At 69.8% G+C, this 17,385-nt stretch carries 22 protein-coding genes; 12 read left to right on the forward strand and 10 right to left on the reverse strand.

The genetic code is table 11. The features are described from left to right. Positions 1-245 precede the first annotated feature (245 nt). On the forward strand, positions 246-704 hold the full coding sequence (locus tag ON19_RS14430; protein WP_157229701.1) for a hypothetical protein: 459 nt from the start codon (positions 246-248) through the stop codon (positions 702-704). A gap of 199 nt (positions 705-903) precedes the next feature. On the opposite strand, the gene ON19_RS14435 is transcribed toward ON19_RS14430, so the two are convergent. Then, positions 904-1,731: a class I SAM-dependent methyltransferase gene (locus ON19_RS14435; RefSeq protein ID WP_043691419.1), complete on the reverse strand. Its 828-nt coding sequence runs from the start codon at positions 1,729-1,731 to the stop codon at positions 904-906. Between the two features lie 71 nt (positions 1,732-1,802). Here ON19_RS14435 and ON19_RS14440 point away from each other — a divergent pair, with 71 nt between their 5' ends. The 6 genes from ON19_RS14440 to ON19_RS14465 all read left to right on the forward strand — a co-directional run bounded on the left by ON19_RS14440 (position 1,803) and on the right by ON19_RS14465 (position 7,340). Next, positions 1,803-2,405, forward strand: a complete 603-nt coding sequence (locus tag ON19_RS14440; protein ID WP_043691422.1) for a TetR/AcrR family transcriptional regulator — start codon at positions 1,803-1,805, stop codon at positions 2,403-2,405. Between the two features lie 221 nt (positions 2,406-2,626). Beyond that, positions 2,627-3,292: a pentapeptide repeat-containing protein gene (locus ON19_RS14445; protein ID WP_227954728.1), complete on the forward strand. Its 666-nt coding sequence runs from the start codon at positions 2,627-2,629 to the stop codon at positions 3,290-3,292. 186 nt (positions 3,293-3,478) lie between these two features. Next, entirely contained in the window at positions 3,479-4,519 is a 1,041-nt protein-coding gene (locus ON19_RS14450; protein WP_043691424.1) for an AraC family transcriptional regulator, read from the forward strand. A gap of 291 nt (positions 4,520-4,810) precedes the next feature. Next, positions 4,811-5,836, forward strand: coding sequence for a PP2C family protein-serine/threonine phosphatase (locus ON19_RS14455; protein WP_051168862.1), 1,026 nt, complete (start codon positions 4,811-4,813; stop codon positions 5,834-5,836). Positions 5,837-5,871: 35 nt separating this feature from the next. Further along, the gene (locus ON19_RS14460) at positions 5,872-6,732 is read left to right on the forward strand and encodes an SDR family oxidoreductase (RefSeq protein WP_043691426.1); all 861 of its coding nucleotides are present in this window, start codon (positions 5,872-5,874) and stop codon (positions 6,730-6,732) included. Positions 6,733-6,812: 80 nt separating this feature from the next. After that, positions 6,813-7,340 (forward strand): AAA family ATPase, encoded by a 528-nt coding sequence (locus ON19_RS14465; RefSeq protein WP_227954729.1) that lies wholly within the window; start codon positions 6,813-6,815, stop codon positions 7,338-7,340. Between the two features lie 30 nt (positions 7,341-7,370). Here ON19_RS14465 and ON19_RS14470 read toward each other — a convergent pair whose 3' ends face one another. The 5 genes from ON19_RS14470 to ON19_RS14490 all read right to left on the reverse strand — a co-directional run bounded on the left by ON19_RS14470 (position 7,371) and on the right by ON19_RS14490 (position 11,234). Then, positions 7,371-8,876 carry an FAD-dependent oxidoreductase gene (locus ON19_RS14470; RefSeq protein ID WP_043691430.1) on the reverse strand — a complete coding sequence of 502 codons (1,506 nt, stop codon included), beginning with the start codon at positions 8,874-8,876 and terminating at the stop codon, positions 7,371-7,373. Positions 8,877-8,928: 52 nt separating this feature from the next. Continuing rightward, positions 8,929-9,864, reverse strand: coding sequence for a glycosyltransferase family 9 protein (locus ON19_RS14475; RefSeq protein ID WP_043691433.1), 936 nt, complete (start codon positions 9,862-9,864; stop codon positions 8,929-8,931). Between the two features lie 225 nt (positions 9,865-10,089). Beyond that, positions 10,090-10,416: a hypothetical protein gene (locus ON19_RS14480; protein ID WP_227954730.1), complete on the reverse strand. Its 327-nt coding sequence runs from the start codon at positions 10,414-10,416 to the stop codon at positions 10,090-10,092. Next, complete coding sequence (locus ON19_RS14485; protein ID WP_043691438.1) at positions 10,413-10,871, reverse strand: hypothetical protein; 459 nt, start codon at positions 10,869-10,871, stop codon at positions 10,413-10,415. The genes ON19_RS14480 and ON19_RS14485 overlap by 4 nt, the downstream gene beginning before the upstream one ends. Before the next feature lie 27 nt (positions 10,872-10,898). Continuing rightward, positions 10,899-11,234, reverse strand: coding sequence for a hypothetical protein (locus tag ON19_RS14490; protein ID WP_043691440.1), 336 nt, complete (start codon positions 11,232-11,234; stop codon positions 10,899-10,901). Between the two features lie 190 nt (positions 11,235-11,424). Here ON19_RS14490 and ON19_RS14495 point away from each other — a divergent pair, with 190 nt between their 5' ends. Next, the gene (locus tag ON19_RS14495) at positions 11,425-11,841 is read left to right on the forward strand and encodes a CBS domain-containing protein (protein WP_043691442.1); all 417 of its coding nucleotides are present in this window, start codon (positions 11,425-11,427) and stop codon (positions 11,839-11,841) included. Positions 11,842-11,852: 11 nt separating this feature from the next. On the opposite strand, the gene ON19_RS14500 is transcribed toward ON19_RS14495, so the two are convergent. From ON19_RS14500 to ON19_RS14510, 3 genes are read right to left on the reverse strand one after another with little or no spacing between them, the layout of a single operon-like run. Then, positions 11,853-12,572 (reverse strand): metallophosphoesterase family protein, encoded by a 720-nt coding sequence (locus ON19_RS14500; protein ID WP_043691445.1) that lies wholly within the window; start codon positions 12,570-12,572, stop codon positions 11,853-11,855. Positions 12,573-12,577: 5 nt separating this feature from the next. Further along, the gene (locus ON19_RS43720; RefSeq protein WP_043691447.1) at positions 12,578-12,847 is read right to left on the reverse strand and encodes a BON domain-containing protein; all 270 of its coding nucleotides are present in this window, start codon (positions 12,845-12,847) and stop codon (positions 12,578-12,580) included. Between the two features lie 3 nt (positions 12,848-12,850). Then, on the reverse strand, positions 12,851-13,414 hold the full coding sequence (locus ON19_RS14510; RefSeq protein WP_043691449.1) for a nucleotidyltransferase family protein: 564 nt from the start codon (positions 13,412-13,414) through the stop codon (positions 12,851-12,853). Positions 13,415-13,545: 131 nt separating this feature from the next. Between ON19_RS14510 and ON19_RS14515 the strand changes: the two genes are divergently transcribed. After that, positions 13,546-13,971, forward strand: a complete 426-nt coding sequence (locus tag ON19_RS14515; protein WP_043691451.1) for a ChaB family protein — start codon at positions 13,546-13,548, stop codon at positions 13,969-13,971. Next, complete coding sequence (locus ON19_RS14520; RefSeq protein ID WP_227954731.1) at positions 13,958-14,470, forward strand: DUF6328 family protein; 513 nt, start codon at positions 13,958-13,960, stop codon at positions 14,468-14,470. Before ON19_RS14515 ends, ON19_RS14520 begins: the two co-directional genes overlap by 14 nt. A gap of 1 nt (position 14,471) precedes the next feature. Here ON19_RS14520 and ON19_RS14525 read toward each other — a convergent pair whose 3' ends face one another. Then, the gene (locus ON19_RS14525; RefSeq protein WP_043691453.1) at positions 14,472-15,683 is read right to left on the reverse strand and encodes a glycosyltransferase; all 1,212 of its coding nucleotides are present in this window, start codon (positions 15,681-15,683) and stop codon (positions 14,472-14,474) included. Between the two features lie 382 nt (positions 15,684-16,065). On the opposite strand from ON19_RS14525, the gene ON19_RS14530 reads away from it, so the two are divergent. Continuing rightward, positions 16,066-16,479, forward strand: coding sequence for an STAS domain-containing protein (locus ON19_RS14530; RefSeq protein ID WP_043691455.1), 414 nt, complete (start codon positions 16,066-16,068; stop codon positions 16,477-16,479). Between the two features lie 142 nt (positions 16,480-16,621). Further along, a complete protein-coding gene (locus ON19_RS14535) occupies positions 16,622-17,245 on the forward strand; it encodes a PAS and ANTAR domain-containing protein (protein ID WP_051168872.1) in 624 nt (207 codons plus the stop codon). Positions 17,246-17,385: the final 140 nt, after the last annotated feature.

Raw genomic sequence — 17,385 nt, forward strand, 5'->3', positions numbered from 1 at the left:
ATCGGTGGCCGAACCCACCGATCGCCGATCGTGCGTTCCCGGAATCGATCGCCTGTCGGGTTGGCGGCGATCGATCCAGCGGCCATCTGGTCCGCGGCGGCCCGGCCCGGGCGCCGCACCAGGTGGCCGTCGTCGCGTCCGGGCGTGAAACGACTCAGCGACCGGAAGGTGTTGCGGCAACTCGGGTCTCGATCGTTGGCATAGTTGCCCGATAACAGCACGGAGAAAAGCAGGAAGGGTTGTACGTGGACGACGACGAACGCCAAGTGTGGGAGTTCGCGATAGGACTCGGGTTGCCGGACGCGACCGGGCCCGGTGCCCTTGACGGCGAGGGAATCCACCCGGTCGCGCTGGCGCTCGAAGAGAGCACCCATCGGATCCGCGGGGTGAACCGTATCCCGTGCTTCACCAGCTTCGGACCGGTCACGGCGGTCGATGAGTTCGCTCAGCGCGCGTGGGCGGACGCGTACGACCCGGCGCGCGTCCCAGTCGAATGCCGTCTCGCCGTCTATGTGACGGATGACGAGCTGGATGAACTGGTACTGGCGGTTGCCGAGGATCTCGGCCTGGACGAGGACGGATACTCGACAGTAGTTGGCCGGAAGGTCACCGTCGCCCTGCGGGCCATCTCGCTGGAATCGCCGGAGAACAGCTTCTACCAGCACCTCGTAGAACAGTATCGGGATCAATCCACCACGGATTGACTCCGTCCCACCGAAGGCAGAATCACGTCCAGTCGGCGGCGGCGAGGAACCCGGGCTCCGTCTGCAACATAACCCGGCGGAGCGGCATTGCGCCTTTCCGGCGCGGGTGGGCGCGGGTTTGTCCTCCGGGCTGCGCTCGCAGCGGTGTCGGCCGCCGCAGCCGTCGGCCCTTGACCGGCTTCGGTGCCGAGCGTGGCCGTCAGGAAGTGCCTGTGCGGGTGGCGGTCGCGGCCAGGGTGGTGTAGTCCATCGTGAAGGATCCGCCCAGAGAGTCGATGGCGTTGCCGACCGCGTCCAGTATCTCGGCCAGCTGATCAGGACGGAGTCGGGTGAGGCCACCTGTGGTGGGGAGCAGCTCCAGCCATTGGTCGCGGGTATAGGGCTGCTGCCAGTCGAATCGCCACTGTTCGGGATCTCCGAAGTGTTCGGTCTCGCGGATCTGGTCGGCGATTTTCGCGTATCCCGCTCGGTAGAGCTCGAGGGGACGTCGAGCCGGTTGGCCGCTGATCGGGGAGTCCGGCGCCACCCGCCGGTAGGCGGCGGTGAACGGTTCTGCCACCTCGGCGGGTGGCTCGTACGCGTGGCCGAAGATCGCCAGCCGTCCCCCTGGACGCAGCACGCCGGCCGCCTTCGCGACGCCGGCCACCGGATCCACCCAATGCCACGATTGCGCGGCGATGACCGCATCGAACATCCGGTCGCCCGGCTGCCATGCCTCGAAGGTAGCGACCTCGACCCGCAGACCGCGGGCTCGTGCGAAATCGGCCATGCGCGCATCGGGTTCGACGCCGAGCACCGTGCACCCCGCAGCCTGGAACTGACGGGCCGCGATGCCGGTACCGCAGCCGACGTCGAGCACGTCCGCGCCGGGCGTCCCGGCGAGGATCCGCGCCACCAACGCCTCCGGGTAGCCGGGCCGGGCCTGGTCGTAGCGCTGTGCGTCCACGCCGAACGACGTGGCCATCGGCTGGGACTCCTCTGGAGGCGCTGGGGACGGTTCGGGTTGCTCCCGCGGTAGAATGGGCATGCGCCCACTTTAATGGGCGCATGCCCACTGCGCAATAATGCCGGTGACTCGACGCCCGAAAGGATCTGTGAGTGCCGACTGGGGTGCACCTTCGCGACGCGCGGCAGCAACTGTTCGACGCTGCCGAACGCGTGCTGCTGCGTGGCGGGCCGAACGGACTGACCAGCCGGGCCGTCACCGACGAGGCGGGCTGCGCCAAAGGCGTTCTGCACCGGCACTTCACCGACTTCGACGCGTTCCTTACCGCACTTGTACTCGACCGGGCCGCGCAGCTCGAGGCGCAGGGGAGTGCGCTGCGCGCGTCCGCAGGCGTCGGCACGGTGGTCGCCAATCTGACCAGCGCGCTGACCGATCTGCTGGGACCGGTTCCGATGGCGATCATCCCGCTCATCACCTTCCGTGACGAGCTGCGCACGCGACTGCGCCAGGCCAGGCCCGGCGGCGGCATGGCGATTCTCGCCGAGGCGACGACCGCGATCTCCACTTATCTGACCGACGAGCGGGAGCTGGGCCGCATCACAGCCGATGCCGACATCGACTCGCTCACCCTGTCCCTGGTCGGTGGCGGGCATCTGTTGTTCACCGACCGTGACACCGGCCCACCGACTACGTCAGCAGTCGAAAAGTTCGTGGCAGCGGTCATCTCCGACGCCGTGCAACGACGACCGGCCTGAGCATCTACCAGCGTCGAGAACAGCTACCGGTCGGCTTGCCGACCACACCACCCCGGTTGAACCTGATCGAGTGTTCCGTAAGGCGACCGCCCACCCGACGATGCGCACCGCGCAGCAGCGCTACCTGCGCTGCCGCCTGCCCGTGAGCGCCGACTGATCGCGCCGAAGCGCGGCCGAACTTGTCATGGCGCACCGCCATACTCGGCGTCGACCGATCTTCGTTGGACGAACTGGAGGTGCGCATGGCGCGCGAACTCGACGACCTGCCCTACGCGCGGTATCTGACCGACCTGGACGGCGATCTCGAGGCGGAAGGCGACTACGACTGCGTTCGGGTGGACGGCGGCGAACTGGACGACCTCGACGTCCGGCACGCGCGATTCAGCGAGTCGGTGTTCACGACGGTCGGGTTCACCCGGGGGAGCCTGCGCTACAGCCGGTTCGTCGACGTGTGGCTGCGTCACGTGCGCTGGGTGGGTACCGAACTGGCCGACACCGGATGGCTCGACGGCGAGGTGGTGTCGGGGGCGATGTCCGGCGTCGACTTCGCGGGCGCGAACCTGCGACGGGTCCGGTTCGAAGGCTGCAAGTTCGACTCGGTCAACTTCCGCGGGGCTCAGCTGCGCGAGGTGTCCTTCGTCGACTGTGTGCTGCGCGATTGCGATTTCGCCGACGCCGCGCTGACCGGCATCACGGTGCCCGGCTCGGCACTGGTCCGGCTGTCGTTGCGCAAGGCCCGGCTGGCGAAGGTGGACCTGCGCGGTGCGACCGCGCTCGACTTCACCGATGGGCTCGACAGCCTGCGCGGCGCGACGATCACCACCTTGCAGCTGCTGGATCTCGCGCCCGCCTTCGCGCGTTCCGTCGGCGTCACCGTGCAGGATTGAAATCCGCCCTGGCGTCTCTGGGAAACGGCTCTGTGGCCGGTGCAGCCGCCACTACCCACGGGCTCGAAAATGACTGTGCGCCAGCGGCTGCCGGAACGCCATTTCGGCGAAGCGCCGATGCGCCGCACACCTGATTGATACATTGCGCCGATACCGCGCAGTACCGCTTCATCGAGGATGCGAGCCATGGTCGATCCGGATTCCCTCCGCAGTGCCGTCGGCGTGCGCGCTCTGGTGCGCATCGCCGGAGAGCGGGGCATGGCGCCCGCGGAGTGCCTGGCCGGTACGGCGCTGGCGCCTGCCGAACTGGGTGACCCGTCCGCCGAGATCACCGCGCACGACGAATTGCGGATCGTGCACACTGTGCTCGGCCGGTTCGGCGACGAGCCGGGGCTCGGCCTCGCCGCGGCGGTCCGCCACCACCTGCGCTCGCGCGGGCCGTGGGGGCTCGCGCTGCTGGGCAGCCGGACCCTGCGCGAGCTGATCGAGGTGGGATTGCGCTGCGTCGGTCGCACGGTGCCGTTCGGGCGGTTGACGGTCGAGGAAGCCGACGGCGAAGCGCGACTGGTGTTCCGGGACGCCGACATCCCGGCGGGTATGCGGGCCTTCTTCGCCGAAGCGACGCTGGCGGGGCTGCCTGCCTTCGATCGAGAGCTGTTCTCCATCGGCGTCCCGGTGCGGCGGGTCAGTTTCCGGCACGCGTGCCCGCGCGACCTCACGCGCTATCGCGACATCTTCGGCGTCGTGCCGGTCTTCGGTGCGCCGGTGAGCGCGGTGGTCTTCGACCGCGGGATGCTGGATCTGCCCCTGCCACCGGCGAGCGACGCCGCGCGGGACAACTGCGGGCAACTGTGCCGCGACCTGCTCGACCGGCGCCGGTCGCGCACCGGCGTCGCGGCGTCGGTACGCGACCGACTGGTGCGCACTCCCGGTGAGATCCCCGACCAGGCGACCGTCGCCCTGGGTCTGTACATGAGCTCGCGCACCCTCTCTCGGCGACTGCACGAGGAGGGGACATCGTTCCGGGCGCTGCTGGACGAGGTGCGCCAGACCATGTCGGAGGTGCTGCTCGCGCACACCGATATGACCACCGAACAGGTCGCCGCCCGGCTCGGCTACGCGGAGGCGGCCTCCTTCATCCGCGCTTTCCGCCGCTGGCAGGGCTGCCCGCCGCAGACGTTCCGCTCACGGGGCAGGCAGTCGCATCGCACGCCCGAACTGGTCTGAGCGGCATCGGCTCCGGTCGGGCGGGTCATCCGGCGCAGCCCGCCGTACCGCGTCGGCGCGGGCAGACCGTCCACTATCGTGCGGCCGGGCGGCGGGCGGGTCGACCCAATACTGGGATCAGAGAGCGGGAACGCTCCCGTACTATCGCGATCGGAGTCGGCCTGCCGGGGAGATGAAGGAGGAGGGTGTGGAAGTTCGCACCAGCAACGAGCCACTGTGGTTACGGTCGGGCCAACGACTTCCGGAGCATACCGTGGGCGCCACGGCGCCGTCGGCCGAGGAAACCGTCCGATGAGCGAGGAGGGCGCCGGCCTACGCTGTGCGGGATGCTCGGCGGTCGGACTCGACAGCCGCCGGTGCGCGTCTTGCGATCTCGAACTCGGTTACCGATACGTGGCGCTGCCCGGGAACGATCCGGCGCCGTGCGCCGACTGCGGGGGAGACCGGTTCCACGACGACGGCCGCTGCGCGCAGTGCGGCCGGTCCCGGACGATGCCGGATCGCTTCGACACCGATCTCGGCGCGGTCGCGGTGCTCACCGATCGTGGCATCGTCCACGCGCGCAACGAGGATGCCGTCGCGGCCGGGGTACTCGAAGCGGTGGTGCCCGGGGCGCCGACCACCGTCGTGATCGCGGTGAGCGACGGCGTGTCGACCTCGTCGCGACCCCAGGTGGCCTCCGGTGCGGCGGTCCGGGCAGGCGTCGGCGCCACCGCCGCCGCGCTCGCCGCCGGACAGCCCGCGGCCGAGGCGATCATGACCGGGCTCGCGGCCGCGGCCCAGGCTGTCCGCGATGTCGACGTTCCCGACGGTCCGGCGCCGTCGTGCACCTACGTGTCCGCCATCGTGTCGCACAACGGCAGCGAGGCCGAGGTCACCGTGGCCAACGTCGGGGACAGCCGGGCATATTGGCTGCCCGCCGACCAGGGCGGCGAGCCCGCTCAGCGGTTGACCGTGGACGACTCGTGGGCGCAGGCGCTGGTCGACGCCGGTGCGATGGACGAGCGCGCCGCGATGGCCGACCCGAGGGCGCACACGCTGATCCGCTGGCTCGGCGCGGACAGCCCGGAGAAGCCCTGGGCGGACAACTGCGTGCGCACGGTGCGCGTCTCGGGGCCGGGCATGCTGCTGCTGTGCTCCGACGGACTGTGGAACTACGCGCCCGCCCCGTCCGCGCTGGCCGAGCAGGTGGCGGGTGCGGCTCCCGCGGCGGCGGCCGCCACGCTCGCGGAGTTCGCCTTGCGTTGCGGCGGCGGTGACAACATCACGGTCGCGCTGGCGCCCGTCCCGTGGGAGGGCCGTTCAGCGGTTCCATAGACAGCGATGTTCATGGTTGCGTATGGTCATCGACTATGACGAAGTTCGCCGGCAAAACCTGCCTGATCACCGGCGCGGCCAGCGGTCTCGGTCGCAGCACGGCGCTCGCGGCCGCGGCCAAGGGCGCCGCGCTCGTGCTGACCGATATCGCCGCCGAGGGTCTGGCACGGACCGCCGCCGACGCGCGCGCCGCCGGCGCGACCGTCCACCTGGCCACGGCGGCCGACGTGAGCGACTACGACCAGGTCGTCGCGCTCGCGGCCGAAGCGCACGACGCGGTCGGCAGCGTCGACATCGTCATGAACGTGGCGGGTATCGCCACCTGGGGCACCGTCGACCGGCTGACCCACAGCCAATGGCGGCGCACCATCGACATCGATCTCATGGGCCCGATCCACGTGATCGAAGCGTTCGTTCCGCCGATGATCGCGGCCGGACGCGGCGGCCACGTGGTGAACGTGTCCTCGGCCGCGGGCTTGTTCGGATTGCCCTGGCACGCCCCCTACAGCGCGAGCAAGTTCGGCCTGCGCGGAGTGTCGGAGGTGCTGCGTTTCGATTTGGCGCGCCACCGCATCGGCGTCAGCCTGGTGTGCCCGGGTGCGATGGCCACGCCCATGGTCGACAGCGTCGACATCGCGGGCGTCGACCGCACGGCCGAGGCGGTACAGCGTGGCATGGCGCTGTTCATGCGGCACGCGGTCACCCCGGAGGCCGCGGCCCGGTCGATCGTGCGCGGCGTGGAGCGCAACCGCTACCTGGTCTTCACCTCGCCCGACATCCGCGTCGGCTTCTGGGCGCAGCGGTACTTCCCGCCCGCCTACAACGCCGCGATGCGCGGGTTGAACTGGGCGATGAACCGCTATGTCCAGGAGAAGGCGGGCGCCGCCGCGAGCTGAGCGGCCCGAAGTCGGTCGCGCCGGACGGACGGCCGGAAAACATTTGGACGCCGCGGTGCGCGCTCGCCATGATCGACGCCATGACATCGGCTGTCTACCTGGTCACCGGGATCCAGGCCGCGGGCAAATCCACCGTCGCGCAGGCTCTGGCCGAACGACTGCCGCGCTCGGCACACGTGCGCGGAGACGTGTTCCGCCGATTCGTGGTGCAGGGGCGCGCGGAGATGAGCGCCGTCCCCTCCCCGGACGCGATCGCCCAGTTGCGGTTGCGGCATCGGCTGGCCGCCGCTACGGCCGACGCGTACGCCGAGGCTGGGTTCACGGCGGTCCTGCAAGACGTCGTCCTCGGCGAATCCCTACCCTGGACGGCGGATCTGATTCGCACCCGGCCGCTGTATGTCGTCGTGCTGGCGCCGCGCCCCGAGGTGGTCGCCGCACGCGAGGCCGGGCGCGGCAAAGACGCCTACGACGAATTCACCGTCGCGGCCCTGGACAACGTGCTGCGCGAGGATACGCCCCGCATCGGTCTGTGGCTCGATACCTCGGAGTTGACGGTGGAGCAGACGGTCGATCGGATTCTCACCGACGCCAGGCCGGTGCGGGACTGAAGTCCCGGTCGCGGTGCGAGCCGGGTGTGCTCACTGGGAATCGCGCGGCACCTGCAGGGGAGTGAGTGAACTGGTGGCCGGGCCTTCGAGCAGTGTGCCGTCGGCGGCGAAGCGCGAGCCGTGCAGCGGGCAGTCCCAGGTGCGTTCGGCGTCGTTCCAGTTGAGGATGCCGTGCAGGTGCGGGCAGACGGCGGAGACCCGGTTGGTGACGCCGTCCACCGTGCACACGGCGGTCGGATGCAGGCCTTCGCGCAGTACCGTGCCACAGCCTTCGGCCGGAGCGACGCCGTCGTGGTGCGTCGCGACGCGCAACCAGCCCGCCGAAAGCTGTTGCGCCACCGCACTGTTGGTCTTGGTCACCGCGGGCAGCGCCTTGAGTTCGTCCAGGCGCCAGCTGGCCAGCGCGCCCGCCCAGCGCGGCGGCGCTCCGGTGAACCGTCCGGCCAGCGCGATGGCCGCGGCGACGCCATTGGTCAGACCCCATTTGGCGTAGCCGGTGGCCAGCTGGATCTCGTGCTGTCCGGGCAGCAGCGGACCCACGTAGGGAAGCTCGGCGACCGGCGAGTAGTCCTGGGCGGACCAGCGGTGCGTCGGCTCGGCGCTGGGGAACCACGTTCGCGCCCAGTGCACCAGGTCTTCCACTTTCTCGCGGGTCGATCCGCCACGGCCGACGACGTGGCCGTTCCCCCCGACCAGCAGGAGCTCTCCGTCCGGCCCCTCCGCGCGACGCAGGGAACGGGTGGGGCTGCCCGCACTGATGTACATATCGCGCGGAATCGGCTCGTCCAGGGTGAACGCCGCCAGATAGGAACGTTGCGGGACGAGGCGGGCGAAGAACCCGCCGCGATCGAGGATGGGTGTGCCGGTGGCCAGCACCACCCGGCGCGCGCCGAGGTCGCCGTGTTCGGTCGAGACGACGAGGTCACCCTGCGCGCCGTGGTGCACGCCGCGCACCAGGGTGGATTCGTAGATCGGCGCGCCGTGCGCCTCCACATCGGCCGCGAGCGCGGCCAGCAGCGCCATCGGGTCGAGCTGGGCCTGATCGGCCAAGCGGACCGCGCCGTGCGCGGGGAACGGCACGTCCAGATCGCGGAGCAGTTCGGTGGGCAGTCCCGCCTTCTGGGTCGCGGCGTACTCGGCGCGTACGGCCGACATTTCGTCGTCGTTCTGCGCGTAGGTCAACGCGGCGACGCGATCGACCGCGACGCCGTGTGCGGCGCAGAAACGCAGCAGCCATTCCTGCCCTTCCCGATTCGCCGCCACATAGTCGCGCAGGACGTCGTCGGAATGGTGCCGGGCGATCTGCTGAGCCCGAGTCCCTTGGAGCAGACTGATTTTGCCGGTGGTGGCGCCGGTCGTCCCCGCCCCGACGCGCCTGCCTTCGATGACGGCGACCTCCACGCCGTGCTCGACCAGCAGCAGCGCGGTCACCAGTCCGGTGAGCCCACCGCCGATCACCACCGTGTCGAAGCGCGATCCCGGCGTCAACCGCAACCGCGCCGGGACCTGCGCTTCGTGCAACCATAGGGACGTCATAAGCCCGAGATAGCCGGTCTCGACGAGGTGAAACGCCCGTGCGGCATCCTCGTCACACCCGCACCCGACTGCTGAGCTGCCGATCCGCCGCGGCGAGTACTTCGGCCGCGCTGATCATCGCCAGCCCGGGCGCGGGAGTGCCCGCCAGTGGATCGCTCACCCGCCCGGCCCAGAGGGCGACATGCGCCGCGCGTTCGGGCGGCGGCCCCCAGATCGCGGGCGAATCGGGGCCGAAGATCAGCACCGACGGGGTGCCGAACGCCGTGGCCAGATGCCCCACACCGGTGTCGCCGCTCAGCACGAGGGACGCGTCGGCCACGGTCACGGCCAGCTGCCGCAGCGTGAGTTCCCCTGCCAGCACACAGCTTTCGGGGAGTCCGGCCTGTTCGGCCACATCGCGTGCGAGCGGGCGGTCGGCGGCGCTGCCGACGACACGCACCGGGCAGCCCCAGTCGCGCAGGCCGGCCGCCACGGCCGCGAACCGTTCGGCGGGCCAGCGCCGGGCAGGCGCACCGCCGGGATAGACGACGATGCAGCGGCGCTCGCCGGTGCTCTCCGGCGGCGGGGTGATGTCCAGTCGCGCCGGGTCGGCGGCGATGCCCGCCCATTCCAGCAGCCGGCACCACCGCACGGTTTCGTGCAGGCCGGGCTCCCACAGTGGGCCCGGTAGCTGGGGAAAATCTTTGTGACGATAGGCGATCGTCCGTTCCGGATCGATCGCGAGCAGTGCACCGGTGCTCTCGGCCGCGGCGCTGTGCAGATCGACCGCGAAAGTGGGCGGTGGCGCGTTCCAGCGCAGTGCGCCCGCCATCGGTGTGGCGTGCAGGTCGTCGACGCAATTCGCCAATTCGATCACGGGCCGTAGCCAGCCGGGTGCGGCGAGGACGAGCCGGTGTCGCGGCTGGGCGTCGTGCAAGGCGCGCAGGGCGGGAATCGCGGTCAAAAGCTCCCGCAGCCCATGAGCGCGCAGCGCGAGCGTGACAGTCACGGAATGCCTCCAGATTCGGCGTTATCGGCACAGACCCCGCCACCGGGTCGACGTCGTCGGCGGCCCGGGGCGGGTGTGCCACAAAGCTTCGAGGTAGACGCGTCTCGAAGCCCGCCGGTCGGTGCGCTACTCGACGCCGTTGTCGAGGTTGCGCCGCAGTCCGGCGGTACTCCCACCCGGTTCGGCGCCTGGACAACCACGGCGGGAGCGGTATTTGCGGGCGCGTTATTTCGGCACGAAAATGCCGGTGAGATCGGCCTTCCGGATCGGGGTGTCCGGATTGGCCTGTGCCGCGCACATCAGCTTGATCGCCGCGATAGCGGCATCGACGGTCCTCGCGTCGGGCGTCCCGTCACCTTCACGTTCCTGCTCGAGAAACTTCTCGGTGGTGATGCGCTGCTTGTCGGGATCCTGGGCGACGTATTCGTTGCACGGGGTGTCGCCGCCCTTGTTCACGATCTTCTCCGGCTCGTCGCCGCACCCTCCCGCACACACCGCCAGCGCCGCCAGAACGGCGATGCCCATCCGGCCGGGCCGGCCCATGGCGCTCATCGGCCGAACCCCGCCAGCGCCGAGGCCAGATCCGGCACATCGAGCGCCTGGACAGCTTGCTGACGCACGTCGGGGCAGTTCTGCGTGGTGATGGCGTCGATCCTGCCGCGGTCGGTGACGACCACATCGTTCAGGCCGCCGTTGCGGGCCGCCCAGTTGTGCACGGTGCCGTTGAACGTCACTTTGGCCACCGTCGCGCCCTGCCCGCGCCAGGTATCGATATCGGCGCGCATCATGTCGCACAGCTGCTGCGCGTCTTCCGTGGTGATCTGGTCGGTGTTCGGCATCTGCGCGGTGGTCGGGCCCGGCATGGTGATCGAGACGGTCGCCGGCTCGGGCGTCGACGCGCCCGGATCACCGTCGTCGCTCGAACATGCCGTGAGCGCCGAACCGGCCGCCAGCGCGCCGACGAGCAGGGCGAGGCGACCGAAGGGCCGGTTGAGCTGGTGTGTCATTCTTTCTCCCTCGAAGTCGACCGCTGATCAGTGACCGGCGGCGTCCCGCAGCCGTCTGCCTTCGCGCACTTTGATCCTGCGGTGCTCGAGGACGATCACGACGACGCCCACGAGGATGCAGAGACCGCTGACCACCCCGGCGATCACCGCCCAGCCCTCGAATCCGTATCCGGCAGCGGTGAGCGTGAGCGCGAGGCTCACGATGCCGATGCCGACCAGGATGATCCCGGGCCAGTTACGGGCGTCTTCGATGGATTCTCCGGCGTGTGTGCGGGAGGTGCGGGTGTCGTCGGGAAACGTGTGGGACCGGTGCTGCTCCCCAGCGCCGGATCCCGCGCTCGATTCGTTCGGTGCTGGCAGCATCGGATGTCCCTTCTCCTGAGCGGCAACGATTTCGGTGCGCGGCAGCCCCGGTCCCGGAGCGTTCGACTCGGGCCATCCGGGGCGGCCATACCGGACGAATGCCCGCGTTAGCGGATCCGAAACGGGGGTACGACGTGAGCGAGTAGCCCGTTCGGTGGGCGCTCGTACCGGCGAGAAGTGGAGGACCCCGATGACAACAGCACGGGACATCATGACCCCGAATGTGGAATGCGTCCGGTCCAGCGACACGGTGGTCGCGGCCGCGCAGCGAATGGCGGAGCTGAATGTCGGCGCCTTGCCCATCTGCGGTGAGGACGACAAGTTGAAGGGAATGCTCACCGACCGCGACATCGTCGTCAAAGTGATCGCCCAGCGCAAGGACCCGCTCGGGGTCGACGCGGGCGAGCTCGGCGGAGAGTTGGTCACCGTCGACGCCGACGACGACGTGCGCAAGGTGATGTCGGTGATGTCGCAGCATCAGGTACGCCGCGTGCCGGTGCTGGAACAGGGCCGGCTGGTCGGCATCATCGCGCAGGCCGACGTCGCGACCACGGTCGAGAACGCCCAGTCCGGTAGCACGGTAGAGGCCATCTCGACCGACTTCTGAGCTCGGCCTGCTCAGACCGCGGCAGGGTGCAGGTCGTAGACCGCGTATGCCGCACGGATCACCGGCTGGGCGACATTGCGCACCCGGATGCCGCCCGGCGTGGTGCCGCGCTCCGCTCCCGCGTGCGCGTGGCCGTGCAACGCCAGGTCGGCGCCGTGCTCATCGATCGCCTCGCCGAGCAGGTAGGAACCGAGGAACGGGTAGATCTCCCTCGGCTCGCCGTGCAGGGTGTCGCTGATCGGGGAGTAGTGCGTGAGCGCGACGGTGAAGTCGGTGTCCAATGTCGCCAGCGCATCGCCGAGCGCGGCGGCCACGTCCACGGTGTGCGCGGCGAATTCGCGCATGATGGGTTCGCCGAAGACGCTCGCGCATTTGCCCGCGAACCCGCCACCGAAGCCTTTCGTGCCCGCGACTCCGAGCGTGCTCCCGTCGAGATCCAGGGTCACCGCGGACCCTTCCAGGACCGTGATGCCGTGGTCGTCGAGGACGGTGGCGATCTCCTCTTCGGCGTCGCCGTGATAGTCGTGATTGCCGAGAACAGCGACGACCGGCACGCCCAAGTCGGCGAACTCCGCCGCGACGACCCTGGCTTCGTCGACGGTGCCGTGGCGTGTCAGGTCGCCCGCCAGCAAGAGCGCGTCCGCGCGCGCGGGGAGGTCGTGCAGGGCAGGCCGCCACTGCCCTTGCGAATCCGCGCCTAGATGTACGTCGCCGACCGCGGCTATCCGCATGCCGCTCAACTCCTTTCGGGTCCGTCCTGCTCCAGCGTCTCGGTGTCGACGGGCGCCGTGGGACGGGTGACATGGACGTCGTTGTGGATCCGCGCGGACGGAAGCTGCTCCCGCACAATGGTTTCCATCTGCTGCTTGCGCTGCTCGCTGCTGACCTCGCCGCCGAGCACCACGACGTCGCCGCGGATGGTCACCTGCACACCGAGTTCGGCGGTGCGGGGGTCCTCGGCCAGCGCTCGGCGCAGTCGTGCGACGAGGTATTGCGGCTGCTCCATCTACTACTCCACCTTTCCGGTGCGGGTGATGCCGAGATCGTCCAGCAGGCCCATGAAGGCCCGCGCGTAGGGCGAGGCCTTGGTCTGCTCGCGCGCCGATTCCCAGTCCACTTGTTCGCGTAGGTCGCGCGCGATGTGCAGGATCGGGCTCAGGTCGAGGCGGTGCGCGTCGAAGACGAGCATCTTGTCCACCATCAGATCGGTGCCGCTGATCACCGGAGCCTTGGCGGGCCCGATCCGCATCTCCGTGGCCCGGTCGAGCAGTTCGTCGGTCACGTCGCGATCGTTCGGGCGGTGGATCACGTCGACGAGGATGTCGTCGGCGTAGACCTTGCGCAACCAGTTCTCCGGCGGGTCGCACACCCGCAGACCCGCGCGGGCCAGTGTCTGGATCGCCCGCGCGCTGTCCTCGGGTTTCACGAAGATGTCGACGTCGTGCTGAGAGGCCGGGCCGCCGCGGGCGTAGACCGCGCAGCCGCCCGCCACCGCGAAACGGATGTCCGTCGCGGCCAGTGCGTTCACCGTGCGGGTGAGCGCGTGCAGCAGCTGATCGGTAGTCGCAACCATGCAGCGGTGGTACCCGGCGGATGCCGGGTTAATCGGCGTTTCTCCGGGTATGCGACCGGGTACCGGGGGCTCGCACGCGGCACCGCACCGGGCTTTCGGACCCTCGGCTTCGGAACCGGAAGGAGCGACTCATGCCCAAGACGACAGCACGCGGTGGAGTCAAGAAATCCGAGTTGCCGAGCACTTTGGAGCGGTCGGAGGAGAAGGCGCAGCGCACCTTCGCCGAAGCGCACGACGCCGCGCTCGAACAGTACGACGGCGACGAGGAGCGCGCCCATCGCGTCGCCTACGCGGCGCTCAAGCACAGCTACGAGCGGGTCGGCGACCGTTGGGAGCCCAAGCCCAGCCGTGGCCCCTCCGACGAGCGAGCCGAACAGGGCGGCCCGAACGCGCGGGGGGAGACCGCCGAGGGCGTCGATGCCAACGCTTCGAAGGAGCACCTGCTGGGGATCGCCCGGCGGCTGGCGATTTCCGGGCGCTCACGGATGACCAAGGACGAACTGGTCGAGGCGATCGAGAAACGCAATCGCCAGGAGGCAGCGCGTGCCCGAGAATGACGACGCCTGGGCGCGCCGTGAGCGTGGCGAGACCGAACTCGAACGACTCGACCGGAACTGGGGCAGCCTGGTCCAGGAACTGCGCGTGGTGCAGACCGGTGTGCAGTTCCTGTTCGGGGCGTTGCTGATCCTGCCGTTCCAGGCGTCGTTCGGCACGCTGTCGCCGGGGATGCGGGCCCTGTACATAGCCACCCTGGCCGCTGTGGTCGGGGCGACGGTGTTCTTGATCGCGCCGGTGTCCTGGCATCGGATCCTGTTCCGCCGGCACCGCCTGGGCAACGTCGTCGCCGCGGCGCACCGCTGTGCGATGGCAGGCGTCGCACTGCTGGGACTGGCGTTGATCGGCGCGGTGGTGCTCGTGGTGGACTACGTGACCGGGGCGGCCGCGGCGGCGGTGACCAGCGTGGTCACCGTCGCGCTGTTCGTCTCGACCTGGCTCGTCGCGCCTTGGCGCTGGCGCCGCGCGTCCGAGAAGGACGCCGGAGCCGACCACTGCTGACTCACCGGGCCCAGGACACGACCTCTCCCGCGCGGGCGGGAGCACCGCGGTGGTAGGCGCTGAGCGTCTCGGTCGCCACCCGGTCCCACGAATTCCGGCTCGCGGCTCGTTGATAGCCCGCGGCGCCCCATGTTTCGCGCAACGTCGAGTCGGTGAGCAGCGGGCGCACCGCCCGTGCGATCGCGTCGGGTTCGGGCGGGGAGGCGAACCGTCCGGTGACGCCGTCGACCACCGTGTCCAGTAGACCGCCGACCGCGGTGGCGACCACCGGCTTCCCGCACGCCATCGCCTCCAGCGCCACCCGGCCCGATGGCTCGTACCAGGGTGTGCAGAGCACGACGTCGGCGGAGCGGTACAGCCGCGGCAACATCGGCCGCGACACCGATCCGGCCAGCCGAAGTCGTTCACGCACACCGTGATCCGATGCGATGCGGCGCAGCCTGCGGCCTTCGGCGTCGTCCTCGTCATCGGCGGCGGGGCCGCCTGCGATCACCAGCTCGGTGTCCGGGAGGTCCGGCAGCGCCTTGATGACCGGGTCGAATCCGCTGCGCCGCACCAACTCTCCCGCCGCGACCAATCGGTAGGTGGCATGCCGGTCGGCGGCGGCACCCTCCGGGGTGAATGTGGTGAGATCCACCCCGCACGGCACCATCGAGATGCGGAATCGCGGCACCCCCATCCTGGCCAGCTCCGCTACCTCCTCGGAGCAGGTCGCCACGACGTGCGCCGCTCGCGTCGCGATGAGCCGCTCGAACCGGATGCGCGAGCGAGGGCTCGGGTCGGCGAGACCTTCGCAGCGTCGCTGCACGGTGCCGAGCCCGTGGAAGGTGAGCACCACCGGGATGCCGTGCGCGCGTGACGCCAGCTCGGCGGCGAGCCCGGATTTCCAGTAGTGCGCGTGCACGAGGTCCGGTTGCTCGGCGGTCCAGTGCCGCCGCAGGAAGGTGCCGAAGTCGCCGAGGTAGGGCAGTGTGCGATCGATCGGCAGCGGAGTCGGCGGTCCGGCTTGGACGTGCACTACCCGGTAGCCGCCCTCGGCGATCAGCTCGGCGGGTGCGCGCGGACCGGTGCGGCGGGTATAGACGGTCACCTCGTGTCCGCGCCGCGCATACGCCGCGGACAGTTCGGCCACGTACCGGCCCCGGCCGCGCCCATCGGCGGGACCTTCTTCGGCGAGCGGGCTGGCGTCTTCGGAAACCATGGCAATCTTCACCGGGTGCTCCGTTCTTGTCGCGGGCGCGCGAATCCGCGCGGCTGCCCTACGACCGGCATCGCGTGACGTTCGGGATAGATGTTCGGGGTATGCCCCAGGGCGGCCCGATGAAACCCCACTTCAGCGGCCATATCGCCAGCCGAACGGTCGGTTCGTACCGGTGGGTGGAGCGTCCGGCGGCGGTCACGTTCTCCTACCGAACGCTGTCGATAGCGGGTCGGCCGTGCCACACTGTAGGGAGGTTGAGATCACAGCCGACCCCGGTTCGACGCATTCGGCGCAGCCGGTCGATGGGACGGCACGGCAACCGATTCGCGTTCGCGCCGCCCCTCGCCCCGAAGCGCTGCCGAGGACTGGATACCCCCTACACGGGAGGTTCGACTTGTCTGCCATTTCTCTGCTACGGGAGCACGCGGAGGGCGTGCATCTCAATGGTTCGGGACCGGGACGTCGCAGGGACAGCCGGTTGTGGGCACAGCGGGTGGACCGCCGCCGCGAATGCGTGGTGGTTCGAGTCGAAGGCGAGTTGGACGCCGCCGTGTCGGCCGAGTTCTTCGAGACGGTCGACCGTGCGTTGCAGTCCCCGTGCGATGCCGTGGTGATCGATCTGCGGGCGGCGAGGTTCATGAGTCTGCGCGCTGCCGTGCGGCTCGGCGCGCTGCGCAGGGACGGGGTCGGCCGTCCGGATCTGCGCATCGTCGCGGGCGGATCGGGAGTGGAGCGGGCACTCGAGGTGACCGGCGTGCGGTCGTTGTTCCCCAGTTACTCGTCCATGCGGACAGCCCTCGACTCCTGAGCAGGGCGCCGCCGCGGAGCCTGCCGGTGCGACGCGACCCGATCCGGTCACATCGGGTGCACCGGCATCGGATACTTCAGCGGTGAGTGATAGTAGGTCGGTGCAGCCCGAGGACGCTCTCGCGCTGGACCAGGTGATCGGTATGGGAACGCCGCAGAGTGTCGGCAGTTTCCGATTCTGGTTCGCCGACCAGCGCTGGGAATGGTCCGACGAGGTCGCGTCGATGCACGGCTACGCACCGGGGACGGTGACGCCGACGACGGAGTTGCTGCTGCGGCACAAACACCCGGAGGATCGTGACGCGGTAGCCAGCGCCTTGGCGCGATCGGTCGCGGACGAGGAACCGTTCTCCAGCCGACATCGCATCATCGACACCACGGGCATCGTGCGCCACGTGATCCTGGTCGCCGATCGGTTGGCCGACGAGTCCGGTGCGGTGGTCGGCACCTCCGGGTACTACGTCGACGTCACCGAGACCCTCGAGGAGCACCGGCAGGAGACGCTCGACGGCGCCCTGCCCGAGCTCTACGCCGCCAGAGCGGTGATCGAACAGGCGAAGGGCGCGCTCATGCTGGTCTACGGCATCGGCCCCGAGCAGGCGTTCCGGGTGCTGAGCTGGCGATCGCAGGAAACCAACGTCAAATTGCGCATCCTGGCCGCGCGTCTGGTGGCCGATCTGCCGGGCCTCGCGGGCATCACGCCGGGTCTGCGGACCGAGTTCGATCATTTGCTGCTCACCGCCCACGAGCGTACCGACGGCGTCTGACGGGCGTTTCGATCCGCCTGCGGCGGGTACGTCCTCGACGAGGAACGGGCGGTCTTTCTGCTCCACCGTCCGCGGCGTCGGCGGTGTTCCGGTGGCTCAGCGGAACCCGCAGCGGTATCCAGGCCACAGGGCAGTGGCTG

The organism is Nocardia abscessus NBRC 100374 (assembly GCF_000308455.1).
Taxonomy (GTDB): Bacteria; Actinomycetota; Actinomycetes; order Mycobacteriales; family Mycobacteriaceae; genus Nocardia; species Nocardia abscessus.

Coding starts and splice junctions, on each gene's coding strand:
- ON19_RS14435 (WP_043691419.1), bottom strand. CDS start 1,731: ATGCCCATTCTACCGCGGGAGCAACCCGAACCGTCCCCAGCGCCTCCA.
- ON19_RS14450 (WP_043691424.1), top strand. CDS start 3,479: ATGGTCGATCCGGATTCCCTCCGCAGTGCCGTCGGCGTGCGCGCTCTG.
- ON19_RS14455 (WP_051168862.1), top strand. CDS start 4,811: ATGAGCGAGGAGGGCGCCGGCCTACGCTGTGCGGGATGCTCGGCGGTC.
- ON19_RS14460 (WP_043691426.1), top strand. CDS start 5,872: ATGACGAAGTTCGCCGGCAAAACCTGCCTGATCACCGGCGCGGCCAGC.
- ON19_RS14465 (WP_227954729.1), top strand. CDS start 6,813: ATGACATCGGCTGTCTACCTGGTCACCGGGATCCAGGCCGCGGGCAAA.
- ON19_RS14470 (WP_043691430.1), bottom strand. CDS start 8,876: ATGACGTCCCTATGGTTGCACGAAGCGCAGGTCCCGGCGCGGTTGCGG.
- ON19_RS14480 (WP_227954730.1), bottom strand. CDS start 10,416: ATGAGCGCCATGGGCCGGCCCGGCCGGATGGGCATCGCCGTTCTGGCG.
- ON19_RS14485 (WP_043691438.1), bottom strand. CDS start 10,871: ATGACACACCAGCTCAACCGGCCCTTCGGTCGCCTCGCCCTGCTCGTC.
- ON19_RS14490 (WP_043691440.1), bottom strand. CDS start 11,234: ATGCTGCCAGCACCGAACGAATCGAGCGCGGGATCCGGCGCTGGGGAG.
- ON19_RS14495 (WP_043691442.1), top strand. CDS start 11,425: ATGACAACAGCACGGGACATCATGACCCCGAATGTGGAATGCGTCCGG.
- ON19_RS14500 (WP_043691445.1), bottom strand. CDS start 12,572: ATGCGGATAGCCGCGGTCGGCGACGTACATCTAGGCGCGGATTCGCAA.
- ON19_RS43720 (WP_043691447.1), bottom strand. CDS start 12,847: ATGGAGCAGCCGCAATACCTCGTCGCACGACTGCGCCGAGCGCTGGCC.
- ON19_RS14510 (WP_043691449.1), bottom strand. CDS start 13,414: ATGGTTGCGACTACCGATCAGCTGCTGCACGCGCTCACCCGCACGGTG.
- ON19_RS14515 (WP_043691451.1), top strand. CDS start 13,546: ATGCCCAAGACGACAGCACGCGGTGGAGTCAAGAAATCCGAGTTGCCG.
- ON19_RS14535 (WP_051168872.1), top strand. CDS start 16,622: ATGGGAACGCCGCAGAGTGTCGGCAGTTTCCGATTCTGGTTCGCCGAC.